The sequence below is a fragment of the Halococcus sediminicola genome (assembly GCF_000755245.1).
In the GTDB taxonomy this organism is placed as follows: Archaea; Halobacteriota; Halobacteria; order Halobacteriales; family Halococcaceae; genus Halococcus; species Halococcus sediminicola.
Map to the genome: position 1 here is coordinate 255154 of NZ_BBMP01000007.1, position 20084 is coordinate 275237.

The 20084-nt window shown below is 64.7% G+C and carries 18 protein-coding genes and 1 tRNA gene; 7 read left to right on the plus strand and 12 right to left on the minus strand.

What is annotated here, in order from left to right; all coding sequences use genetic code 11:
* Positions 1–51 precede the first annotated feature (51 nt).
* A complete protein-coding gene (locus ACP97_RS05520) occupies positions 52–840 on the plus strand; it encodes an alpha/beta hydrolase (RefSeq protein ID WP_079977553.1) in 789 nt (262 codons plus the stop codon).
* Between the two features lie 69 nt (positions 841–909).
* Positions 910–1947 (plus strand): HTH-type sugar sensing transcriptional regulator TrmB, encoded by a 1038-nt coding sequence (gene trmB, locus ACP97_RS05525; RefSeq protein WP_049996837.1) that lies wholly within the window; start codon positions 910–912, stop codon positions 1945–1947.
* Positions 1948–1999: 52 nt separating this feature from the next.
* Here trmB and ACP97_RS05530 read toward each other — a convergent pair whose 3' ends face one another.
* From ACP97_RS05530 to ACP97_RS05540, 3 genes are all read right to left on the minus strand, one after another.
* Complete coding sequence (locus ACP97_RS05530; RefSeq protein ID WP_049996838.1) at positions 2000–3430, minus strand: aldehyde dehydrogenase family protein; 1431 nt, start codon at positions 3428–3430, stop codon at positions 2000–2002.
* 229 nt (positions 3431–3659) lie between these two features.
* Positions 3660–3733 (minus strand) — tRNA-Lys (locus ACP97_RS05535).
* 244 nt (positions 3734–3977) lie between these two features.
* Positions 3978–5840 carry an FAD-binding protein gene (locus tag ACP97_RS05540; RefSeq protein ID WP_049996839.1) on the minus strand — a complete coding sequence of 621 codons (1863 nt, stop codon included), beginning with the start codon at positions 5838–5840 and terminating at the stop codon, positions 3978–3980.
* Positions 5841–5994: 154 nt separating this feature from the next.
* Between ACP97_RS05540 and ACP97_RS05545 the strand changes: the two genes are divergently transcribed.
* On the plus strand, positions 5995–6765 hold the full coding sequence (locus ACP97_RS05545) for a hypothetical protein (RefSeq protein ID WP_049996840.1): 771 nt from the start codon (positions 5995–5997) through the stop codon (positions 6763–6765).
* 341 nt (positions 6766–7106) lie between these two features.
* Here the strand turns inward: ACP97_RS05545 and ACP97_RS05550 are convergent, their stop codons facing one another.
* Genes ACP97_RS05550 through sdhC form a run of 3 tightly spaced genes read right to left on the minus strand, consistent with a single transcriptional unit; the run spans position 7107 to position 8721 of the window.
* Positions 7107–7958: a succinate dehydrogenase/fumarate reductase iron-sulfur subunit gene (locus tag ACP97_RS05550; RefSeq protein WP_049996841.1), complete on the minus strand. Its 852-nt coding sequence runs from the start codon at positions 7956–7958 to the stop codon at positions 7107–7109.
* Between the two features lie 4 nt (positions 7959–7962).
* The gene (locus ACP97_RS05555) at positions 7963–8328 is read right to left on the minus strand and encodes a succinate dehydrogenase hydrophobic membrane anchor subunit (protein ID WP_049996842.1); all 366 of its coding nucleotides are present in this window, start codon (positions 8326–8328) and stop codon (positions 7963–7965) included.
* Entirely contained in the window at positions 8329–8721 is a 393-nt protein-coding gene (gene sdhC / locus ACP97_RS05560; protein WP_049996843.1) for a succinate dehydrogenase, cytochrome b556 subunit, read from the minus strand.
* A gap of 350 nt (positions 8722–9071) precedes the next feature.
* Between sdhC and ACP97_RS05565 the strand changes: the two genes are divergently transcribed.
* Complete coding sequence (locus tag ACP97_RS05565; RefSeq protein ID WP_049996844.1) at positions 9072–10298, plus strand: putative manganese transporter; 1227 nt, start codon at positions 9072–9074, stop codon at positions 10296–10298.
* A gap of 313 nt (positions 10299–10611) precedes the next feature.
* Positions 10612–12993: a heavy metal translocating P-type ATPase gene (locus ACP97_RS05570; protein ID WP_154019956.1), complete on the plus strand. Its 2382-nt coding sequence runs from the start codon at positions 10612–10614 to the stop codon at positions 12991–12993.
* Between the two features lie 111 nt (positions 12994–13104).
* Here ACP97_RS05570 and ACP97_RS05575 read toward each other — a convergent pair whose 3' ends face one another.
* Positions 13105–14124, minus strand: a complete 1020-nt coding sequence (locus tag ACP97_RS05575; RefSeq protein WP_049996845.1) for a succinylglutamate desuccinylase/aspartoacylase family protein — start codon at positions 14122–14124, stop codon at positions 13105–13107.
* Between the two features lie 100 nt (positions 14125–14224).
* Here ACP97_RS05575 and ACP97_RS05580 point away from each other — a divergent pair, with 100 nt between their 5' ends.
* Positions 14225–15574, plus strand: a complete 1350-nt coding sequence (locus ACP97_RS05580; protein WP_202593563.1) for an ATP-grasp domain-containing protein — start codon at positions 14225–14227, stop codon at positions 15572–15574.
* A 9-nt stretch (positions 15575–15583) separates the two neighbouring features.
* Here ACP97_RS05580 and ACP97_RS05585 read toward each other — a convergent pair whose 3' ends face one another.
* Both ACP97_RS05585 and ACP97_RS05590 read right to left on the minus strand, forming a co-directional pair.
* Positions 15584–16165, minus strand: coding sequence for a DNA-3-methyladenine glycosylase family protein (locus tag ACP97_RS05585; protein ID WP_049996847.1), 582 nt, complete (start codon positions 16163–16165; stop codon positions 15584–15586).
* 77 nt (positions 16166–16242) lie between these two features.
* Complete coding sequence (locus ACP97_RS05590) at positions 16243–17085, minus strand: ZIP family metal transporter (protein WP_049996848.1); 843 nt, start codon at positions 17083–17085, stop codon at positions 16243–16245.
* A 127-nt stretch (positions 17086–17212) separates the two neighbouring features.
* Here ACP97_RS05590 and ACP97_RS19795 point away from each other — a divergent pair, with 127 nt between their 5' ends.
* Positions 17213–17365 carry a hypothetical protein gene (locus ACP97_RS19795; RefSeq protein WP_154019957.1) on the plus strand — a complete coding sequence of 51 codons (153 nt, stop codon included), beginning with the start codon at positions 17213–17215 and terminating at the stop codon, positions 17363–17365.
* Positions 17366–17555: 190 nt separating this feature from the next.
* On the opposite strand, the gene ACP97_RS05595 is transcribed toward ACP97_RS19795, so the two are convergent.
* The 3 genes from ACP97_RS05595 to sucC form a co-directional block, all read right to left on the minus strand.
* Positions 17556–17900 (minus strand): pyrimidine dimer DNA glycosylase/endonuclease V, encoded by a 345-nt coding sequence (locus ACP97_RS05595; protein WP_237561102.1) that lies wholly within the window; start codon positions 17898–17900, stop codon positions 17556–17558.
* Positions 17901–18028: 128 nt separating this feature from the next.
* A complete protein-coding gene (gene sucD, locus ACP97_RS05600; protein ID WP_049996849.1) occupies positions 18029–18898 on the minus strand; it encodes a succinate--CoA ligase subunit alpha in 870 nt (289 codons plus the stop codon).
* On the minus strand, positions 18895–20037 hold the full coding sequence (gene sucC / locus ACP97_RS05605; RefSeq protein ID WP_049996850.1) for an ADP-forming succinate--CoA ligase subunit beta: 1143 nt from the start codon (positions 20035–20037) through the stop codon (positions 18895–18897). The genes sucD and sucC overlap by 4 nt, the downstream gene beginning before the upstream one ends.
* Positions 20038–20084: the final 47 nt, after the last annotated feature.

A 20084-nucleotide genomic window follows, 5' to 3' on the forward strand; every position in this document is an offset into this window, starting at 1 on the left:
GGCGATGGCGCTCATCCGCGAGCTTTTGACCCATCCACCGTTCTACGACGCATGACTTCCTCTTGGTCCCGGGTCGTCGCGCGCCTCGGATCGAGCGCCGAACGGCTCGCGATCTGGGCGCTCGTGATCGGCCTGGTCCTCGCGAGCGGGGTCGGCTGGTACGTGACGCATCCGCTGTCGGGGAGCGAGGAGTCGATTGCGACCGTGCGCGCTGACGAGCGGGTCTCGGTCGGCCAGTACGACGGGACGTACGTGCTCGAACCCGCCAACGGGGAGCCGAGTGCCGGACTCGTGTTCTACCCCGGCGCGCACGTCGCCCCGGACGCGTATCTCGCCTCGCTCGCGCCGCTCGTCTCGCGGACGAACGTCGCGGTGTACGTCCCTCGGATGCCGCTCGGCTTTGCCGTGTTCGATCCCGACGCGGCCGGCGACGTGATCGCCGCCCAGCCGACGATCGATCGCTGGTTCGTCGGCGGCCACTCCCTCGGTGGGGCGATGGCGTGTCGCTACGCGGACGGAGGGCGCGGTCGCGTCGACGGTCTCGTGCTCTTCGCCTCCTACTGTGAGGCGAGTGCCACGCCGAACGTTTCGACGCTGAGCGTTACCGGCAGCGCGGATACCGTCCTCGACCGCGAAACATACGCCGCCCGACGTGCGAACGTTCCGGCCGACGCGACGATCGTCGAGATTCGGGGGATGAACCACTCGGAGTTCGGCTCCTATATCGGCCAGCGTGGCGACCAGCCGGCACCGATCGGGTATCGAACCGCCCACGACCGACTGGCGGACAGTGTCGTTCCGTGGTTCGAAAACCGGACCGGTCGGGGCACTCGGTCGTGAGTACGGTCGAGCACTGGTCGATGGGGCCAAAGCACAGTCCTCAATTAGGTGGTGTAGTGTAGAACGATTATGTCCTCCGAGGATCTCGGTGACGAACTCGCGCGGATAAACAGACGGTTCGACCTGAGCGAGTACGAGACGAGCGCCTACCTCGCCGTGCTCGAACACGGCCGCCTGACCGCCGCGGCGATCACCGAACGGACCGACATCCCCCAGCCGCGCGTCTACGACACCGTCCGCACGCTCGAAGAGCGCGGATTGGTCGAACTCAGGGAATCGCGCCCCATCGAGGTGCTCGCTATCGATCCGAAGGAGGCGTTCGGCGACATCCACGCGTCGCTCGACACGCTCGTCGGCGACCTCGAAACACGGTACACGACGCCGGCACGCGACACGGAGGCGACCTCGCTGGTCAAATCCCGCTCGACGATCCTCCGCCGTCTCGAAGCGATCATCGAGGGGGCCGAGTACGAACTCATCCTCTCGCTGACGCCGGCGCTCGTCGACCGCTTCGCGGACGTGCTCGCCGAACGCCGCGAGGCGGGCGTTTCGACCGAACTCCTCCTCACGCCCGCCGCCGACGCCCCGCCCGCCGACGAGTACGACTATCCCACCATCGCCACCGCCGTCCGCGCCCGCCGCGGCATCACTACGCCGGTCCTCGCGGTCGCCGACGGCACCCACGCCATCTACGCCACACAGGACGCGCTCGTCGCCGACAACGAGCGCTACGGCGTCGTCTTCGACCGCTCGGAACTCGGCTTCCTGGTCTCGGGCTTTTTTGATACGCTGCTCTGGACGACCGCCGAGGTGGTCCTCGACCGCGACGACGAGCGCTCGTTTCCACGGCGCTACGCCTCGATACGGCGCTGTGTGGCCGATCTCGTCGGCCGCGACGGCGAGTTCGAGGCGCTCGTCGAGGGGCGGGACGTCGAAACCGGCGAGCATCGCTCGGTCGCGGGTCAGGTCGTCGACGTCGGCACCAACGGGGCGAATCAGACGGCACACATCATCGTCGAGACCGAGAGGGGAAGAGTGACCGTCGGCGGACAGGTCGCCGCCTACGAGGACGTCGAGGCCCACGAACTCCGAATCGAACGTCCCTGACTGACTCGACCGCTCGCCGACGAACACCGTCGTCGAGAAGTCCGTCGTGTGCTCAGAGGACGATGCTCTTTCGCCGGACGAACTGCTCGATGCTCACGCCGATTCCTTCACGATTGATGCCCGAACGCTTGTTGCCGCCGAAGGGAACGTCGCCGAGACCGTGCGACGGCGCGCCGTTGATCCGGACCGCACCGGCGTCGATTCGCTCGGCCACGTCCATCGCACGGTCGTGGTCGGCGGTGAACACCGCCGCATCGAGCGCGAGGTCGCTCGCGTTCGCCACCGCGACGGCGTCGTCCGCGCTCTCGATTTTCGTCACGGGGATCACCGGGCCGAACTGCTCCTCACGGACGATGCGTGCGTCGCGCGGGACGTCGGCGAGCAGCGTCGGCTCGACGAACTGGTCGTCACGCTCGCCACCGCGAACGAGGCGTGCACCCCTCTCGCGCGCGTCCGCGACGAGTTCCTCGACCCAGTCGGCCTGTTCGGTGGAGATCAGCGGGCCGAGGGCCGTCTCCTCGTCGAATAGGTCGCCGGCGGGCCACTCGTCGATCGCGTCGTCGATCGCCGCGACGAGGGTGTCGTGGATCTCCTCGTGGGCGAGCACGCGACTGACCGCCGAGCAGCGCTGGCCGGCGTACTTGAGCGCGCCCTTCGCGCAGGCTCCGGCGGTCGCGTCGAGGTCGGCGTCGGGGAACACCACGGCGGGCGCGTTGCCGCCGAGTTCCATGTGGAGGTTGACGATCCCGCTTTCGCGCGCGACGTGCTCGCCCGCGGCCGACGAACCGGTCATCGCGATCGCGTTCACGGCCGACGAGCCGGCGAGCACGTCGCCGATGTCGCTCGCGTGGCCCGGGACGAAGTTGAAGCCGCCGTCGGGGATGCCGGTCGCGCTGATGATCTCCGCGAGAATCGCAGCGCTCACGGGCGTCTTGCTCGCGGGCTTCAGGACGACGCTGTTACCGGCGGCGAGCGCGGGCGCGACCTGGAGCGCGGTCGTCGAGAGCGGGTAGTTGTACGGCGTGATACAGAGGACCGTTCCGATGGGTTCGGGCACGGTCATCGTCCGCCAGCCCTCGTGGCTCGCGGTGGTACCCTGCCGGTACTCGCCGGTGAGGTTACGAGCCTCACCGACGGCGCGCTCGAAGCGCTCGGCGGCCGATTCGACCTCGCCGCGCGCGCTGGCGATGGGTTTGCCCGCCTCGTGGACGATGACCGCCGCGAGTTCGGCCTTCCGTTCGCGCAGTTCCGCGGCGATTGTTTCGAGCCATGCGACACGTTCGGGTATCGTGGTGTCGGCGAGTGCGGCCTGTGCGCCCTCGGCGGCGGCGAGGGCGGATTCGGCCTGTTCTCGATCCGCCGCGCTTACTCGGGCGAACACGCCACCGTCGGCGAGATCGGTCACTTCGATGACCCCGTCGCCGCTCTCCCACTCCCCGTCGATGAACGGCGCTCGGTCGTGCGTGGTCGATGCGGTAGCCATATACACACCACGAGCGCCGCGAGTAAAACGTTTACTACGCGACGAGTTAATATCGAGAAATGCAAGGATAGACCGATCATGACTGCCCTATCGAAAAGAACCATTGGAGATAGCGGGACCAACCGTGAGGCGTGGCGTTCCATCCGAGAACGTAGAGCGTGCTAACTATCAGCAGCAAGGTCGCGACGAACGGAGCGGTGCGGTGACTCGAAACCGGTCAGGAAATGGACGGGCCGGGAGGGATTTGAACCCCCGACTGTCTGATTAAGAGTCAGATGCTCTGCCTAACTGAGCTACCGGCCCTGACGATTCGGGGTTATTCGGCCCCAGTCAAATACGTTTTCCTTCGCCAGAGGCAGGCGTCGCGGTGCCGTGCGGTCGCGGAGCGGAGTGCGGTTGCGGGGCGGTGCGGAACAGCGTCCGCACGAACGAAGTGAGCGCGGTTCACCGCTCGCGCGGTTTGCGAGCGGAAGTTTTTGGTCCAGATTTTTGGACGGGGTTCGAGGTGAGCGCAGCGAGCCGAGGACCCCGTGTAAAAAGGTGGGTGTTAGTAGTGCCGTTCTTTCGGCTCGTAGCTCTTGTCCTCGCCGTCGAGGATGACCGGTGCGTAGTAGAGGTCCGGCGTGCCCTCGTTCCACGCGAGCATCGTGTGTTTGATCCAGTTCTCGTCGTCGCGCTCCTGGTACTCCTCGCGCCAGTGGGCACCGCGGAACTCGGTGCGTGCGAGCGCAGACAGCGTGATGGCCTCGGCGAGGTCGATGAGATTGCGGGTCTCGATCGTGTGCTGGAGGTCGGTGTTGAAGGTGCGAGAGGGGTCGTTGACGTACACGTCCTGATAGGCCTCGCGGGCCTCGCGGATGTCACGCAGCGCCTGCTTCAGACCCTCTTCGTTGCGGAAGACGTTCACGTTCTCGGTCATCGACTCCTGGAGCTTCGAGCGAATCTCGGCGTGCTGGACGCCTTCGTCCTTCTCCAAGAGGTGTTCGATGCGCGCGCGTTCGTCGTCGAGCGCACGCTCGACGGTCTCGTCCATGCCGACCACTGCGCCGCCGTCGGTTGCGCGATCGTCGCCCGCTCGCCCGCCGTCGGCGGCCACGTCGTCGGGTGTATCGAGCGCGCCCGGCGTGACTGGGGTGTCGACCTCGCCGGAGCCGATGCTCGCGGAGGGACCCGTCTCGATCTCGGCGGCCTCCATCTCCTTGCCGGCGGCGTGGCGACCCGCGCGTGCGCCGAAGACGATGAGTTCCGGTAGTGCGTTCCCACCCAGCCGATTCGAGCCGTGGACCGAGACGCAGGCACACTCGCCGGCGGCGTACAGCCCGCCGATGCAGGTCTCGCCGTTCTCCGAGACCTCGATGCCGCCCATTGCGTAGTGCTGGCCGGGCTTGACACGCATCGGGTCCTCCAAGGGATTGACACCCTCGAAGTCCTCCGAGAGGTGGATGATGTTCTCCAGTCTGTCGGTGATGCGCTCCTCACCGAGATGACGCATGTCGAGGTGGACGTAGTCGTCCTCGAACCCTCGGCCCGCGTTGATCTCGGTGAGTTCCGCCCGCGCGACGACGTCGCGGGAGGCGAGTTCGCCGACGTTCTTGGCGTAGCCACCCTCGAACATGAAGCGCTCGCCCTCGGCGTTGTAGAGGATGCCGCCCTCGCCGCGGACGCCCTCCGTGATGAGCACCCCTGTCGAGGGCAGCGTCGTCGGATGGAACTGGATGAACTCCATGTCCTCCAGGGGAACGCCAGCCCGGTAGGCCATCGCGGGACCGTCGCCAGTGTTGGCGACGGCGTTGGTGGTGTGGTCGTAGACCTGTCCGGGTCCACCCGTGGCGAGGATCACGCCGTTACGGGCTTTGAACGCGTCCACCTCTCCAGTTTGAACGTCGTAGGCCACGACACCGTGGCATTCACGATCTTCGGGGGCCTCGTGGTCCGTGACGGCGAGGCGCGAGACGTACCACTCGTCATATACGGTAATACCTCGCTTGACGACCTGCTCGTACATCGTGTGCAGCAGGTGATGGCCCGTCTCCGCGCCGGCGTAGGTCGTGCGCGGGAACGAGAGGCCGCCGAACGGGCGCTGGCTCATCCGGCCGTCGTCGTCTCTGGAGAAGGCCATCCCCCAGTTTTCGAGCTGGACGGTTTCGTTGGGACTCTGGTGACAGAGCGTCTCGATGGCCGGCGCATCCCCCAAATAGTCAGACCCCTTCATCGTGTCCTCGGCGTGGCTCTCGAAGGAGTCGCCATCTCGGAGCACGGCGTTGATCCCGCCCTCGGCGGCCCCCGTGTGGCTGCGCACGGGATGAAGTTTCGAGACGAGCGCCACGTCCGCGCCCTCCTCGTTCGCCGCGACCGCCGCCCGAAGGCCGGCCCCGCCAGCGCCGACCACGATGACGTCGTGTTCGTGCATACCCGTGGTCAGGGCCACCGAGACTTGAGGCTGTTCATGCCCGGCGTAGGGTTCCGGGGTTTTCGGGACCGTGGACGATAGTACATCATTCATCAGAGAAACTTGGTAGAAGGAAAATTCGTATGCGTGGGCGTGATTAACTACAGACCGAGAGATGATTGAAGCCGATTTTTGGCGTTTCTGCGCCACAATCTCTGCGACAATGATTGGTCTTGTATTTGTCGGAACGTTCTATTATCTCGAATCTGGCTGGGAATCGTTCAGATTCGTGCAAGGAGAGCTAGAAGAACTGTCTGTGGATTTTGCCAAACTAATCATCGCGTACTTTTCAACCACCCTGCTACTCTCCATTGCTCAGGAGCCGTTTCTGCCTACCTACGTACAACTCATATCTTTTGTTGCTCTTGCGATAGCGACTGGTGTTGCCACTATGTCGCTCTCAAATGATCTGGAGTATTTTCACAGTTTGAGTTACGAAACATCCATCCGCTGGGGGAAAATCGGGAATTGGCTGTATTTCGCGGTCGTTTTCGTCATTCCATTTTCTATTCATCTCTGGGGACACAGATCTACATTCACGTCGTCCCTCATAAGGTATCCAAGGGGAGAGGCCGCGGCATGGGTCGTGCTTCTTGCACTCGTCCTTGGATATTGGTACTTGATCCAATTTTTGCTCCTTCCATACCAGAGTCACAAGCGTGAGCGAGATATAGCAGAACGGATGAACAAAAAAGACGTTCGCAGCGGAGAGACTCCATCCAACGAAACGTGGGATGATGATCAGATGCAATTTGCCAAAGATCGAATTACATCTGGATTGAATGATGAGGGTTTGGTGTACCAGCCCGGGGATTATCTTTCTGGGGAACTTGATGAGCCAATCCTACATTTCGCACCGCAGGTGTCGGATTTGGGGAGGCAATGATCCACGTGCAGATAACAGATGATTGGACAGACGATAAACAGTTGCTCGACTACTCATGCCTTTTTGCGCAGAATGTTGGATCTGTAGCCTTAGATTCACATCGAGATTTAACAGGTGTGGAAGTGAGAATATGGCGAAGGCAACTACTACCGGAAAAAGAACATCCTGATGACTTCCTCGTATTAAAGCTCCGATGGGAGCATCATGACTTGAACGCGTTAGAGACGTTCGAGTCTGATGCTACAAAGATTCGTAAATCTGTGTCAGATATTTTGTTCAACACTAATCTCTTCCCAAGAGGATTGATTGACAACGAATCAAGCTAAGAGGCTGGAAAGCTGCTACCAGAACTTCAGGTTGTCTTTGACCGCTTCGCGCTTCATCTCTTGGATGTGCTCGGTCAGCGGAATGTCCTTCGGGCAGACCTCGGTACAGGAGAACTGGGTCTGACAGCGCCAGACACCATGTTCCTGTTCGAGGATGTTCATCCGGTGGGCCTTGATGTCGTCCGCTTCGCGCTCGTCCATCGCGAACCGGTAGGCTTTGTTGATCGCGGCGGGGCCGAGATACTCGTTGTCGCCGGCGGCGATGTTACACGAGGACTGACAGGCGCCACACCAGATGCATCGGGTGGACATCTTGATCTTCTCACGGTTCTCGCGGCTCTGGAGCTGTTCTTCACCATCGGGCGTGTCGCCTTGGAAGTACGGCTCGACGGCCTCCATCTGGTCGTAGAAGTGCTCCATGTCCACCACGAGGTCCTTCTCGACTTCCTGATGGGGCAGCGGTTCGACCCGCACGGGTTTGTCCAGATCCGACAGCTGGGTCTGACAGCCAAGCCGCTGTGAGCCGTTGATGAACAGCGCATCCGAGCCACACACCGCCTGCCGACAGGAGTGCCGGAAGGTGAGCGACGAGTCGAACTGGTCGCGGGCGTACATCAGCGCGTCGAGCACCGTGGTCCCCTGTGAGGCGGGCACGCGAAAGTCGTCGAAGCGGGGTTCGCGCTTGCCCTCGACTTCGGGGTCGTAGCGAAATACCTTGAGATGCGCGTGCGGTGTCTCGTCGTCGGTCGATTCCGTCTCTGTGCGCTGGACCTCGCGCTCGCTCTCGCCGAGGCGCTTGCGTTCGAGGCGCTGGTCCTGTGGCGATTCGTCTCCGTCCTGTTCGCTTCGTTGTAGCTGTGTACTCATGGATTTACACCAGTCCCGTCATCGCGAGCGCCAGTCGGATTCCCTGCACGACGAGTCCCGCACCGGCGATGACCAGTACGCCGAGAACGGCCTTCTTTTGGGTGCCCTTCAATCCCTGATTGACGAGGGCGTTGAACACGCCGTTGACGCCGTGGAACGTCGCCGTCACGAGGAAGAGCACCATCGTGACGAAGTAGCCCACTTGACTCATCCGGGCTTGGGACCCCAAGAAAGTGATCTCGTAGGCGTGGTTGACGAAGTGCAGCAACATGAAGTGGAAGGCGAGCACGATGACGAGAAACGCCGCCGTCAGTCGCTGGAGGAACCACGCCCAACCGCGCCGGTCGAAGGATGAATAACGCTCGGCCATTCAGAAGGCCCCCGAGAGGAACGTCGGCACGCTCGCGACGGCGATCGCACCCGTCAGCACGAGCGAGGCGTAGAAGCTCTTGTCTTGTGATTCGAGACCGACACCGAGATCGATGAACAGCAGCCGGATTCCGTTCATGATGTGGAAGGTCGCCACGGCGAGCAGCCCCACTTCGAGGACGCGAACGAGCAGCAGGCTTTCGAGCGAGCGCAGCGTCGTCGTGTACAGCTGCGGCCCCGAGATCGCCGTGCTCAACACGGCGACGTGGGTGAACAGGTAACCGATGAGCACCCAGCCGGTGAACTTATGAAACACCCACGCCCACATGCCGGGCGCGAACTCCCGCCACCGCCCGAAATCCTCGACGAGACCCCGATTGTGCGACTGACTCATGCACTCGGAACCTCGAACCCGTCCGATAAAGGCGTTACGTCACCGGACAGCCGGCCCGCACAGACACTGCAAGCGAGCAGCGTCGGGGATCGACGACCGACACGACGACGAACACCCGAACGACTTCACCGGTTTTGAGCGCGATGACGAACGATTCACTAGAAGAAACGAGACGGCAAGATCCGAATGCTACCAGAAGGATTAGTGTGCGCTAAAAATTTGATTCGATAGCAACCATTATAGTCTTCGGGACTACATAGCAAGACGAGAATGAACGACAACCTCCGTTCGAACGGCTGTACCGCTTTCGACCGTGACCGGTGCGATCGCCATTGTGGTGGGTAGCGACGATGCTCCCGCTGCAACTCGACGTCCAGCAAGCGATCGGCATCTTCCTCGGTTCGGTCCGCGACGGCTTCGTTCAGGTCTCGGCGTTCGTTGCGATCACCGTCCTGCTGTTCGGCTACCTCCAGTATCGGACGGGCGGGCGGGTCGTCGAGTTCCTCGAAAACAACGAGCGACTCCAACCCATCGCCGGCGGACTGCTCGGGCTGACGCCCGGCTGCGGCGGCGCGATCGTCGCAATGCCGCTGTACATCCGGGGTACCATCAGCTTCGGAACGGTGGTCGCCACGCTTGCGGCGACCGCGGGCGACGCGGCGTTCGTCATCATCGCGCTCGCGCCCGAGGCCGCGCTCTACGCCTACGGGATGGCGTTCGTCTCCGCCGTCCTGTTCGGCTACGCGATCGACTGGTGGGGATTGGGCGTCGGTCGTGTCGACCGCGCGGTCGAGCGCATCGGCCGGCCGATGACCGACGGCGGGTTCGCAACCACGAGCGTCGCCGACGGGGGGCCGAGCGTCGCCGGCTTCGAGATGGACGGTCACGACCACGACCACGAGCGAAAGACGTCGGGCGCGATGGCGAAAGTCACCCACGGTATCCACGTTCTGTGGTGGGTGGTGGCGATCGCCGGGTTGGTCGCCGGCGTGCTGTACCTCGCTCGCGGCGCGCCCGAGATTCCCTTCGAGTTCGGGTTCTCCTTTTTCGGGCTGTTCACCGTCGCCGGTCTCGTCGGGACGACGCTTTCGTTCTACTTGCACTTCTTCGGCCGACGGTTCATCGGCGAAGGCGACGCGGGCCGTATCCGTGAATCGTACGCCGACGCCTACGACACGTTCCAGCACGCGGCCATGGAGACCAGCATGGTCACTGTCTGGGTGATCGGTGCCTACCTCGTCTACGAGTACGCCGTCGTGCTCCTCTCGCTCGACATCGGGGCGCTCGCGGCGGCCGCGGGTGTTCTCGCGCCGCTCGCGGGTGCGGCGCTCGGATTGGTTCCCGGCTGTGCGCCACAGATCGTCTTCGCCGGCATCTACGCCGAAGGGGCGATCCCCTTCTCGGCGCTCGTGGCCAACGCGATCAGTCAGGACGGCGACGCGCTGTTCCCGCTGATGGCGATCGACATGAAGGCGGCGATCATTGCCACGATCTACACGACGATTCCAGCGGCGGTCGTCGGTGTCGCGGTCCACTACTTCTGGCCGTTCGCCCAGTTCGGTTTCGGGGTGCTCTGACGAGCGGCGTCTCGCTTTCCGCCATCGCCAGTACGCGCCCGACCTCGCCGAGCGGTACGACGCGACGCTCCACGCGCTGTTCGTCGTCGATACCGACCGGGGTTGGCTGACGCTCTCGAAGGCCGGGGTCCACCACACATACCGAGAGGTCGACCGCGAGAGACGTCCCGGTGGTGGCCGTCAGCACGTCCGCTTCGGAATACGATCGGATCACGACCTAGTAATCTATGTCGGCTTTGTTCACAACCTCTAATACTGGAACCGGCTATTTTGGCAGCCAGATTAATAAAAACGCGTCCCGTATGGTCGGCAAATGGATGCAGCCGATTCCGACTCGCCGGCCGACGGAACCGATACCCCGCCGGACGAGCACGCCGACCGCGAAACCGAGATTGGAGACGAACCGTCGAATTCGGCTTCGACGGACGAGGGAACCGTCGTCCAGCTCTCGGTTCCCGACATGGACTGCCCCTCCTGTGCGGGGAAAGTCGAGCGCAGCGTTCGGAAACTCGACGGGATCGAGGGTGTCGATCCACAGGCGACGACCGGCACGCTCACCGTCGCCTTCGACGACGATCGCACGACGCGGGAGGGAATCGCCGAGCGAGTCGAGAAGGCCGGGTACGACGTCACCGACGCTGCGAGTCAGAGATCGAACGACGAGAGCGATGCGAACGAGAGCATCTGGACGAGTCGGCGCGCGATCAAGACGTGGATCAGTGGCGGGTTCCTCGGGCTGGGTCTCCTCTTCGAATTCCTCCTGACCACGCAGAACGCCGCCGTCGGAACGGTTCTCGGCAGTGAACTCCACGTCGCGGACGTCCTCTTCTTGATCGGCGTTGCGGTCGGCGGCCAGGAGATCCTCCGGAACGGCTACTACTCCGCGCGAAATCTCAATCTCGACATCGATTTCCTGATGTCGGTCGCCATCCTCGGCGCGCTGGTCGCGAGCCTCGCGTTCGGCGAGGCGCTCTACTTCGAGGCCGCCACACTTGCATTCCTGTTCAGCGTGGCCGAACTGCTCGAACGCTCCTCGATGGATCAGGCCCGCAACTCGCTGCAGGAACTGATGGATCTCTCGCCGGACGAGGCGACCGTCAAGCGCGACAACGGTGAGGAGACGGTGCCGGTCGACGAGGTGTCGGTCGGCGCGGTCGTGGTGGTGCGTCCGGGCGAGAAGATCCCGATGGACGGCGACGTCGTCGACGGCGAGAGCGCGGTCAACCAGGCCCCCATCACCGGCGAGAGCGTTCCGGTCGATAAGACCACCGGCGACGAGGTGTACGCGGGGACGATCAACGAGGAGGGCTACCTCGAAGTGCAGGTCACCTCCGGGGCCGCGGACAACACCCTCTCGCGCATCGTGGAAATGGTCGAGGACGCCCAGTCTAACAAGACCGAGCGCGAGCAGTTCGTCGAGCGCTTTTCGGCGTGGTACACGCCCGTCGTGGTCGCGTTTGCGGTCCTGGTGACGCTCGTCAGCCCGTTCGTCCTCGGGACCACGTGGTCGACGGCCGTCGTCCACGGTCTCACCCTACTGGTGCTCGCGTGCCCGTGCGCGTTCGTCATCTCGACGCCCGTCTCGGTGGTGTCGGGTATCACGAGCGCCGCGGACAACGGCGTGCTCATCAAGGGCGGTAACCACCTCGAAGCGATGGGCGCGGTCGACGTGGTGGCCTTCGACAAGACCGGCACGCTCACGAAGGGCGAACTCACCGTGACGGACGTCGTTTCGCTCAACGGCAACACCGAGGAGGACGTCCTCCGGTGTGCGCGCGGGCTCGAAAAGCGCAGCGAACACCCGATCGGCGAGGCCATCGTCGCCGAGGCCGGCAGCGCGGGCGTCGCCGAACGGGAGATCGACGACTTCGAGAGTATTACCGGGAAGGGCGTACAGGCGGAGCTCGACGGCACGCCACACTTCGCCGGCAAGCCAGGACTGTTCGACGACCTCGGGTTCGACCTCTCACACGTCCATGCGACGACCGACGGAGGCGTCGTCACGGAGACGACCCGCCAGCTCTGCGAGCGCAACGATTGCTTGGACTTGCTGGAGGAGACGGTACCCGACCTCCAGTCTGAAGGAAAGACCGTCGTACTGGTGGGGACCGAAGACGAGATCGAGGGCATCGTCGCGGTCGCCGACGAAGTGCGCGCCGAAGCAGAGCGGACGGTTGCCCGGCTTCGGGAACTCGGTGTCGAACGCACGGTGATGCTCACGGGCGACAACGACCGCACCGCGCGCGCGATCGCCGAGGGGGTCGGCGTCGACGAGCATCGTGCGGAGCTGCTCCCGGACGAGAAGGTCGAGGCCGTCGAGGAACTAGTCGACGAATACGATGGCGTGGCGATGGTCGGCGACGGGATCAACGACGCGCCGGCGCTCGCGACCGCGACGGTCGGGGTTGCGATGGGCGCGGCCGGCACGGACACGGCGCTCGAAACCGCCGACATCGCGCTGATGGGCGACGACCTATCGAAACTCCCGTATCTCTACGAACTCGCGGGCGACGCTAACGGCGTCATCCGCCAGAACATCGTCGGCAGCCTCCTCTTCAAGGCCGGACTGGCGGTCGCAGTTCCGTTCGGCTACGTCCCGATCTGGCTGGCAGTGCTCGCGGGCGACGCCGGTATGACCGTCGCCGTGACCGCCAATGCGATGCGACTCTCGCGCGTTCGAGCGAGCGACGAATGAACCGTGTCGTCGGCCGGGTGCAGGTCGCACGAAGAGCGGAATCGGTCTTCGATACTCTTTCGTCGGTTCGGACGGCCGACTCGGCCGGGGTGCGTACCCGGTCGCCGACCGCTACGCGGGCAGACTGCTGTTCGACTGCTCGCGTTCGAGCGCGTGTCGGGTCGAGGTGTCGAGTTCGACGAGATGACAGAGCGGGTTGCCCGGATATACCAACGGATTTTCGAGCACACCCACCAGCAGGCCCGTAAAGGGTGCGGTCACGGTCTCGCTGTCGGTCTTGAACGGGTCGGTGATGGTACAGACCGCTTCGCCCTCCTCGACGAGGTCGCCGCCGTCGTAGTGCATATCTACCAATCCACCCACGTCCGCCCGGAGCCACGTCTTCTCGGCGTCGCCGTCGATGACGGTGCGCCAACCCGGCCACCGAACCGCGCTCACGCGCTGCATCCCGAACTCCGCGAGCACGCTCTCGACGCCGGCGAGCGCGCGATCGATGAGTCCGCGCTGGAAGCGATGGGCCTCGCCCATCTCGATGGTGATCATCGGCACCTCACGAACGGTCGCCTCGTGGCGCAGGGTCCCCTCCGGGCCCACGCCGTCGATGACGACGTTCGAGGCGAACGATTTGGCGACGCGCTCGACGCCCTCCTCGGCGGTGTTCGCGCGGACGTGGAGCATGTTGGTGCGCCCGCGCGTCGAGGTGTGGAAATCCAGCCCGAAATCACAGGGAGCGACGAAGTTTTCGAAGATGTGATTGGCCATCCGGCGCGCGCTCGTGCCCGTCTCACTGCCCGGAAACGACCGATTCAGGTCGCGGTCGTAGATGGGTAGATAGCGCTGCTGGGCGAGGAATCCCGGGACGTTCAATACTGGGAGACAGACCAGCGTCCCGCGGAGGTCGTCGTGGTTCCAGTCGTGGGCGACAGTTCTGACGACCTCGATGCCGTTGAGTTCGTCGCCGTGGGCCGCCGCGCTGAGGACCCCCGTCGGTCCCGGCTCGGAGCCGTTGACGATGGTTACCGGGATGCGAACCGGATCGCCCATGTACGTCTCACTGATAGCGTAGCGGATGTCCCGCGTCTCGCCCGGTTCGACCCGGCCCCCGTCGTAGCTGAACGCACCGTCGGCCATTGCTCGCGCCTCGGCAGCCACACGTAAAGCCCTCGCGTCTGCCGGCCGCACGGCTGCCGGCCATCGCCATAGCTTTGCCGAACGCGCAGCGATGAAGGATATGGACGAGACAGCAGCGGTTCGCGTGGGCGTGTTGAGCCTCCACACCAGCAAGGAGACCAAAGCGATCTTGAACGCCGTCGAGGACCTCAGCCACGAACCCGTCTGGTTGCGCCGGGAGAACACGGCGATCTCCATCCGCGACAGCGAGGTGAGTCTCGAACCCGAAGTCGACGTCGTCGCCAACCGATTACTCCTGTCGAACACCGAAGAACCGGCCGAGGGACTCGGCCTCGCGGCGACCTTCGAGCGCGTCCGCCCGATGCTCAATCGTCCGGGACCCACCTTGACGGCGATCCACAAGTTCGCCACCGCCGCCCGACTGGCCGACTGGAACGTCCGCGTGCCGGATGCGCTGCTCGCGCTCTCGAACGACCGGCTGAATCGTGGCCGCGAGCGCTTCGGCGATGTCGGCGTCTACAAGACTGCCATCGGCACTCACGGTGGTGGGACGTGGAAGGTGGACCTCGACGAACCTGTGAACCCGAAAGTCGGCAAGCGACAGGCCTTCTTGCAGGAACTCATCGAGCGCGACGCGAGCGAACACCGCGACCTCCGAGTGTACGTCGTCGGCGACCGCATCATCGGCGCGATGCACCGCTACGCGCCGGAAGGCGACTGGCGGACGAACGTCGCCCTCGGCGGCGCGGTCGAGAACGTCACCGACGAGATCCCCGACGAGGCCCGCGAGACCGCCCTCTACGCCGCCGACGTGATGAACCTCGACTACGTTGGAGTCGACCTCATCGAAGGAGAGAAAGGCTGGTACGTCCTCGAGATGAATCCAACAGCCGGCTTCAAAGGTCTCTACGAGGCCACCGGCACGAGTCCCGCCCCCTACATCGCCAAGCACGCCATCGAGAAGGTCGGGGGGGAAGTCGACGACGAGCGCGTGCGTGACCTCGCGGCGACGCTCGACGACTCCCGTCCCACGAGTATGCCCCGCACCGAACGGCCCGCACCCGGCCAGACGCCGACGGTCGGCTACATCGAGGACGTGGTGGTCAGCGGCACCAGCGGCTCCCAGTCGACGCTCGCGAAATCCGACACGGGCGCGACACGAACCAGCATCGACACCTCGCTGGCGGCCGCCATCGGTGCCGGACCGATAAAGAGCATGACGCGCGTGCGCTCGGGCAGTTCGAAATCCGGCACGGCCCGCCCGGTGGTCGATCTCGTGGTGGGCGTCGGCGGCACCCAACACACCGTCACTGCGAGCGTCGAGGACCGCAGCCACATGAGCTATCCACTCCTGCTGGGCCGAGACATCCTCAAGCACTATCAGGTTGACGTCCGCCGGCGTGCCGACAGCGACGAGCCACGGCCCGAGGAGGAAGCACTCGAAGAATAGGGATACCGGTCAGGACTCGTAGTGTCGCCAGATGTAGAGCGTGGCGAGGCTTCGGTACGGTCGCCAGCGCTCGGCGACCGCGCGCATCTCCTCGCGCGTCATCTCGCCGTCGCCGTACAGCGACTCGATGCCCCGGCGCACCGCGAGGTCGCCGAGCGGGAGGACGTCCTCGCGACCGAGCGCGAAGATGAGATACATCCGCCCGGTCCACTCGCCGACGCCACGAATCTCGGCGAGTTCGTCGATGACTTCCTCGTCGTTCGCATCCGCGAACCCCTCGCGAGTCAGGTCGCGCTCGCGGAAGGCTCTGGCGGTGTTTCTGACGTACTCGGTCTTCGTCTCGCCGAGGCCCGCATCGCGGAGTTCGTCGGCGTCGGCGGCGAGCACCGCTTCGGGTGTGAGGTCGTCGAACAGTGCGAACACGCGTTCGCGGACGGCGTTGGCCGAGGCCGTCGAGATGGACTGATTGATGATGGAGATCACGAGGCGCTCGAAGGGGTCGTCCGCGACGTCGAGTTCGAGTTCGCCGAACTCCTCGATCAGTGCGCGCAGTACGGGGTCCTCGCGCAGCGTATCGTGGGCATCGGACACGGAGCAGGTGCGAGCGCGACGGCGATAGCGGTTGTGGTCGCGGCCGTCGGGGGTTGCTTGTCGACTACAAACAGTCTTCAGCCGAGCGCAACGTCGAGCGAGAGCATCACGACGAGTCCGACGATGGTGCCGAGCGTCGCCATCCGTTCGTGACCGTTGGCGTGGGTCTGCGGGACGATTTCGTCGATGATGACGTAGAGCATTCCGCCGGCGGCGAAGCCCATCGCGTACGGGAGGATCGGGGCGGCGAACGAAACCGCGACCGCGCCGAACACCGCGATGGGGAGTTCGACCAGCCCCGAGCGAACCCCCGTGATGCCGGCGTAGAACAGCGAGCCGAGCCCGGCGTTGCGGGCGGCGACCGCGACCGCGAGTCCTTCGGGAATGTTCTGGATGCCGATGGCGAGCATCAGCGCGATGGCGTTGCTCAGGTTGCCCGAGCCGAAGCCGACGCCGACCGCGAGCGCCTCGGGCATGTTGTGCAGCGTGATGGCGACGATGAAGATTATCAGGGGTGTGATCCGGCGCTCGTTGGCCGCTCGCTGGGCCGCGACCGCCTCGCCCCCGTCGGTCGAGAACTCTTCGCTGCTGCGACCGGTGACGAGGCGCTGGACGTAGGGAACCCACTTCTCGCCGCGGTCGAGCACGACCGCTCCTAATAGGATCCCGACGACGACCGGAAAGAGGCTTCCACCGGCGTAGTCCTCGATGCCCGGGATGATGAGGCTCGTGAAACTCGCCGCGAGCATGACGCCGCCCGCGAAGCCGAGCGCCCCGTCGAGCGCGCGCTCGCTGGGATTGCGCCAGACGACCACCGACAGCGCGCCGACGGCGTTGAGACCGGCGATGACCAACCCGCCGACGAGTGCCTGCCAGATCGGATCCGTGCCGGCAAACCGGACGAAGAGGTCCTCTAACATCGCTGTACTCGGTCGTGTCGGTTCCCGACGGTCGTGCGGGCCGCCGCAGCCGGGGTACAGCTGTTGTCTCGCATCTAACTACTGAATTAGTCGGCTAAAAGATATGAGTTTCGTCTGAAAAACACTCGTGACCGGCGGTCCGGCGTGCGTTCGACGGCGCTGTACCGTCGGTCGGAAAGCCGGCGGTCGTCGGTTCGATCCGCTCGACCGTCAATGGGCCGTCGACGACGCCGACGGAACGCTTCCGGTCGACAGCACGGAAAACGGGCCGGCCGGTTGACCCCCGGCCCGTGGTTCGCGTATGCTCCCACACTCGGCGGCCCCGTGTCGGCCGAGCGTAGCGCAGACCCCGCGTGTCTGCGTTCGTCGTTCGACCGGCCAATATCTTAAGGGTTGTTACCAGTTAGCACGTGGGACGGTGACAGTGCCTTCGGATTCGATCGCGTGGCGACTCGCCGCGGTCGCGCCGGTCAGCGGTCGTGTTCGCGCGCCCGGGCGGCGCAGTCCTCACACCGGTCGAACAGTTCGTCGCGGTTCGCTTCGGGGTCGACCGCGCCGGCACCGTAGGTGGGACCGTCGTAGGCCAGCGGCGAGTCGTGATTCATGCCGCGGTCGATCATCTCCGCGGCGAGTCGGGCGTGGCGCCGTTCGAGCCGGGTCGTGTCGATGTTTCCCTTCTCGGCGTGCCCCTCGGCGATGGCCGCCCCGTGGGGATGGTTGTCGATGGTTCCCACGAGTTGGTGGTGTTCTGCATGCTCGCCGCGCAGATGGTCGTCACAGAGGAGTTCGGGCCGAACGCACCACATCCGAGTCATTGCCGATACGAGCGGGACCAGCCATAGATGCCCACCGATTTCGCGGTGCGCGTGGGGTGGGTTGGCGCAAAAGCGGCGCGTCTCCGTGGCCGCGTCGAGCGGTTCGCGGACGGACGGCCGCGGTCAGTTCACAGCAGTTCTTCGACGTTGTCGGCGACTTCCTCGGGGGTGTCGCCGACGGGCACCCCAGCATCCGAAAGCGCCTCGATCTTGCTCTCGGCGGTGCCGGCACCGGACCCGCTCACGATGGCCCCCGCGTGGCCCATGCGCTTGCCGGCCGGTGCGGTCCGCCCCGCGATGAAGCCCGCCACAGGGGTACTCATGTTCTCGTCGATGTACCGGGCAGCCTCCTCCTCGTCGCTGCCGCCGATCTCGCCACACATCACGACCGCCTCGGTTGCCGGGTCCTCTTCAAATAGCGAAAGGGCCTCCACGAAGTCCGTCCCGATGATTGGGTCGCCGCCGATGCCGATCGCCGTGGTCTGGCCCAGTCCGCGGTCGGTGAGGTTATCCACGACCTGGTAGGTCAAGGTGCCCGATCGGGAGATAAGCCCCACGTTACCCGACGAGAAGATGTTGCCCGGCAGGATGCCGAGTTTGGCCTCGCCGGGCGTGATCACGCCGGGGCAGTTCGGCCCGACGAGGTGTTTGTCGGTCTCGCCGAGGCGCTTTTTCACCCGGCTCATGTCCTGGGTCGGAATTCCCTCGGTGATGGCCACGACCAGATCCACCGGTGAATCGAGCGCCTCGAACAGCGCGTCGGCCGCGAACGCCGGCGGGACAAGTACAACAGAAGCGTCGGCGTCCTCGGCCTCGGCGGCCCCCGAGACGGTGTCGTAGACCGGCACGCCGTGGACCTCCTCGCCGCCGCGACCGGGAACCGCACCCGCCACGACGTTCGTGCCGTACTCGATCATCTGACCGGCATGGAATTCGCCTTCCCCACCCGTGATTCCCTGCACCACCACACGAGTGTCCTCGTCGACGAGCACGCTCATTGTGCACCTCCGGCCTGCTCGACGGCTTTCTGGACTGCGCCTTCGAGCGTCTGCTCGACGTCGAGCGCGTCGGCGTTCAGGATCTCCATCCCCTCCTCAGCGTTCGTGCCCGCCAGTCTGACGACGACGGGTTTCGGGAGGTCGTCGAACTCCTCGATGGCGCTGTTGATGCCCCGTGCCACCTCGTCGCCGCGGGTGATCCCTCCAAAGAGGTTGAACACGACGCTGTCGACGTTCTCGTCGGAGAAGACCATGTCGAGCGCGTTCGCCACGCGCTCGGCCTTCGCGCCGCCGCCGATGTCGAGGAAGTTCGCGGGTTCGCCGCCGTAGTAGTCGACGAGGTCGAGGGTGGTCATCACGAGGCCCGCGCCGTTGCCGATGATCCCCACGTTCCCGTCGAGGCGGACGTAGTCGAAGCCGTACTCGTTGGCCTTCGCCTCCAAGTCGTCGCCGGCGGCCTCCTGTTCCATCTCGGCGAGGTCGGGCTGGCGAAAGAGCGCGTCGTCGTCGATGTTCATCACCGCGTCGGCCGCGACGACTTCGCCTTCTCCTGTGATCATCAGCGGGTTGATCTCGGCCTCGCTCGCGTCACGGTTCTCCCAGAGATCGAACAACGTCGAGAGCACGCCCGCCACGTCGGAGGCGACCTCGCGATCGACGCCCGCGTCGTACACGGCGCGGCGGGCCTGATAGTGATGCATCCCGAACGCCGGGTCGATGTGCTCGCGTGCGATGGCCTCGGGGTTCTCCTCGGCGACCGACTCGATGTCGACGCCACCCTCCGAGGAGACCATCGCCACGGGCTTGCCCGCACCGCGGTCCATCGTCACCCCTACATATAATTCGTCGACGAAGTCCACGGCCTGCTCGACGAGGACGCTCTCGACGGTGTAGCCCTTGAGATCCATACCGAGGATGGAGTCGGCGGCCTCGCGCGCTTCTTCCTCGTTCTCGGCGAGTTCGATGCCGCCAGCCTTGCCGCGTCCGCCGACGTGGACTTGGGCTTTGACCGCGACCGGGTAGCCGATGGCGTCGGCCGCCTCACACACCTCGTCGGTGCTCTCGGCCAACGTCGCGTCGGGTGTCGGCATTCCGGCCTCGGCGAAGACCTCCTTTGCCTGATATTCGTGGAGTCGCATCACCTCGTGAGCGGAGTGGCGAGCGCTTAAATCCCCGCGATTCGGGC

What these genes read in the sequence shown, in the direction of transcription:
- ACP97_RS05520 (WP_079977553.1), top strand. Translation starts at nt 52, where the DNA reads ATGACTTCCTCTTGGTCCCGGGTCGTCGCGCGCCTCGGATCGAGCGCC.
- trmB (WP_049996837.1), top strand. Translation starts at nt 910, where the DNA reads ATGTCCTCCGAGGATCTCGGTGACGAACTCGCGCGGATAAACAGACGG.
- ACP97_RS05530 (WP_049996838.1), bottom strand. Translation starts at nt 3,430, where the DNA reads ATGGCTACCGCATCGACCACGCACGACCGAGCGCCGTTCATCGACGGG.
- ACP97_RS05540 (WP_049996839.1), bottom strand. Translation starts at nt 5,840, where the DNA reads ATGCACGAACACGACGTCATCGTGGTCGGCGCTGGCGGGGCCGGCCTT.
- ACP97_RS05545 (WP_049996840.1), top strand. Translation starts at nt 5,995, where the DNA reads ATGATTGAAGCCGATTTTTGGCGTTTCTGCGCCACAATCTCTGCGACA.
- ACP97_RS05550 (WP_049996841.1), bottom strand. Translation starts at nt 7,958, where the DNA reads ATGAGTACACAGCTACAACGAAGCGAACAGGACGGAGACGAATCGCCA.
- ACP97_RS05555 (WP_049996842.1), bottom strand. Translation starts at nt 8,328, where the DNA reads ATGGCCGAGCGTTATTCATCCTTCGACCGGCGCGGTTGGGCGTGGTTC.
- sdhC (WP_049996843.1), bottom strand. Translation starts at nt 8,721, where the DNA reads ATGAGTCAGTCGCACAATCGGGGTCTCGTCGAGGATTTCGGGCGGTGG.
- ACP97_RS05565 (WP_049996844.1), top strand. Translation starts at nt 9,072, where the DNA reads ATGCTCCCGCTGCAACTCGACGTCCAGCAAGCGATCGGCATCTTCCTC.
- ACP97_RS05570 (WP_154019956.1), top strand. Translation starts at nt 10,612, where the DNA reads ATGGATGCAGCCGATTCCGACTCGCCGGCCGACGGAACCGATACCCCG.
- ACP97_RS05575 (WP_049996845.1), bottom strand. Translation starts at nt 14,124, where the DNA reads ATGGCCGACGGTGCGTTCAGCTACGACGGGGGCCGGGTCGAACCGGGC.
- ACP97_RS05580 (WP_202593563.1), top strand. Translation starts at nt 14,225, where the DNA reads ATGGACGAGACAGCAGCGGTTCGCGTGGGCGTGTTGAGCCTCCACACC.
- ACP97_RS05590 (WP_049996848.1), bottom strand. Translation starts at nt 17,085, where the DNA reads ATGTTAGAGGACCTCTTCGTCCGGTTTGCCGGCACGGATCCGATCTGG.
- ACP97_RS05595 (WP_237561102.1), bottom strand. Translation starts at nt 17,900, where the DNA reads ATGACTCGGATGTGGTGCGTTCGGCCCGAACTCCTCTGTGACGACCAT.
- sucD (WP_049996849.1), bottom strand. Translation starts at nt 18,898, where the DNA reads ATGAGCGTGCTCGTCGACGAGGACACTCGTGTGGTGGTGCAGGGAATC.
- sucC (WP_049996850.1), bottom strand. Translation starts at nt 20,037, where the DNA reads ATGCGACTCCACGAATATCAGGCAAAGGAGGTCTTCGCCGAGGCCGGA.